This is a genomic window from Kitasatospora sp. NPDC057518, from assembly GCF_042802075.1.
Taxonomy (GTDB): domain Bacteria; phylum Actinomycetota; class Actinomycetes; order Streptomycetales; family Streptomycetaceae; genus Kitasatospora.
Window position 1 is genome coordinate 1 of sequence record NZ_JBHVEU010000734.1, and the last position, 2,153, is coordinate 2,153.

The 2,153-nt window shown below is 75.4% G+C and carries 2 protein-coding genes; both read right to left on the reverse strand.

Annotated elements, in window-relative coordinates; all coding sequences use genetic code 11:
• Positions 1–125: 125 nt before the first annotated feature.
• Positions 126–644, reverse strand: a complete 519-nt coding sequence (locus ACFU7Z_RS38920) for a gamma carbonic anhydrase family protein (RefSeq protein ID WP_049659101.1) — start codon at positions 642–644, stop codon at positions 126–128.
• 56 nt (positions 645–700) lie between these two features.
• The gene (locus ACFU7Z_RS38925; RefSeq protein ID WP_380782880.1) at positions 701–1,999 is read right to left on the reverse strand and encodes a serine hydrolase domain-containing protein; all 1,299 of its coding nucleotides are present in this window, start codon (positions 1,997–1,999) and stop codon (positions 701–703) included.
• Between the last annotated feature and the right edge of the window lie 154 nt (positions 2,000–2,153).

A 2,153-nucleotide genomic window follows, 5' to 3' on the forward strand; every position in this document is an offset into this window, starting at 1 on the left:
GTCCTCGCGGCCGCGGGCGCGGTGGTCGCGGTGCTCGCCTGGGCGGCCGACCGCCGCCGGCCCGCCCCGGTGGCGACGGAACCGGCGGCCGCGGCAGCGATGACCACGGCCTAGCCGGGAAGCCGCTAGATCTCGCGGTGGGCGTCGGCGAGCAGCTGGTAGCCGGCGCCGTTGGCCTTGATGCCGGTCTTCTCGTCCTCGGTCAGCTCGCGGCGGACCTTGGCCGGGACGCCGGCGACCAGCGAGCCGGGCGGGACGACCATGCCCTGCGGCACCACCGCGCCGGCCGCGACCAGCGAGCCGGTGCCGATCCGGGCACCGTTGAGCACGGTGGCGTTCATGCCCACCAGGACGTCGTCCTCGACCGTGCAGCCGTGCAGCACGGCGTTGTGGCCGACCGAGATCCGCTCGCCGACCACCAGCGGGAAGCCGGGGTCGGCGTGCAGGGTGCAGTTGTCCTGGATGTTGCTGCCCGCGCCGACGCTGATCGACTCGGCGTCGCCGCGCAGCACCGCGCCGTACCAGACGCTCGCGCCGGCGGCGACGGTCACGTCCCCGACCACGACGGCGTTCGGCGCCACGAAGGCGCCCGGGTCGACGGCGGGCACCCGGCCCCCGACTGCGGCGATCAGCGGCTCTGCCATGGGTCGTCCTCCTGTGACGGTCGGCGGTTCTGTCGCCGGTCAGCGTAGGGGGTCGGTCACGGTGCCATGCGGGCGAGGTCGGGTGCCGCGGCCGCCGCCTGGGCGCCGCACAGGGCGGTCGTGGTCACCTTGCGCCAGGCGGTGTTGGCGGCGTCCGGGTCCGGGGCGTCGTAGAAGGTGGTGTCGGCGGCGAACGAGCGGCTGCCGTCCGGGGCGGCGAGCATCATCGTGCTGTAGCCGGGGATGCCGCCGGCGTGGCCCCAGAACGGGCCGCAGGGGGTGTCCAGGCGCTGGAGGCCGAGGCCGTACGTCCGGCCCTCGCCGTGGTCGGTGGTCCGCTTCATCGCGGCGAGTTCGGCCGGGCGCAGCAGGCGGCCGCCGAGCAGGGCGTCGAGGAAGGCGGTCAGGTCGGTGGTGGTGGAGATGCCGCCGCCGGCCGAGCCGGCCATGGACGGGTTGAGCACGGTGACGTCGGCCGGACCGGTGTCCGTCCTGACGTAGCCGTGGGCGTGCGGGCCGGGGATGAACGGGAGGTCGCCGGGCATCCAGGTGCCGGTGAGCCGCAGCGGGCGGATGATCCGGCGGGTGACCTCGTCGTTCCAGCTGTGGCCGGTGAGCTTCTCGATGATCATCCCGACCAGGATGTAGTTGGTGTTGGAGTACTGCCATCCCTCGCCGGGGGCGAAGTCCGGCGGGTAGGTGTTCGCGAGGTCCACCAGGTCCCGCAGCCGGTAGGACTTGTAGCGGCGGTCGGCCAGCCAGTCCCGGTCGACCTCGAAGGCCCGGTCCCGGGTGTAGTCGGCGACGCCGCTGGTGTGGTCGAGCAGTTGCCGGACGGTGATCGCGGTGCTGTTCGGGACGATGCCCGGCAGCAGGCACTCCAGGCGGTCGTCGAGGTCCAGCCGGTGCTCGCCGACGAGTTGGAGCAGGGTGGTGGCGACGAAGGTCTTGGTGGCGCTGCCGATCCGGAACGCGCCCGCCGGGTCGGCGGGTTCGCCGGTGCCGAGTTCGGCGACGCCGGTGGCGTTGCGCCAGACCAGCCGGCCGTTCTCGCGGACGGCGGCGAGGGCGGAGGTCGAGTAGCCGGGGTCGGTCATCCCGGCGAGGGCGGCGTCAGCGGCCGTCCAGTCGCCGCGCCGTTCGGCGGCGCCGCCGGTGCCCGTGCCATCGCCGGGCGTGCCGCCGGTGACCGAGAGGTGCACGGCGCCGTGGCAGCCCGGGGCCGGCGGCAAGCCGGCGGGCCCGGCGACGGCGGTCGGGGCGAGGGTGGTGAGCAGTCCCGCGCCCACGGCGGCGGCGACGGCGACGCGCAGGGCGGTCCGGCGGCGGGCGGGGGCGGTCGGGTCGGCGGTCATGCCGTCCTCCCTGGTCCGGGGTCGGCGGAGTGGGCAACTCCGGTCGGCTGGTGCTCACCTGACACCTTGCCGGATCGGCCGGGCCGGATCGTCCGCCTGGGGAGGGGGTCCCGCCCCCGAGGGATCCCGGAGCCGGACCCCGAGACGCCTCGGG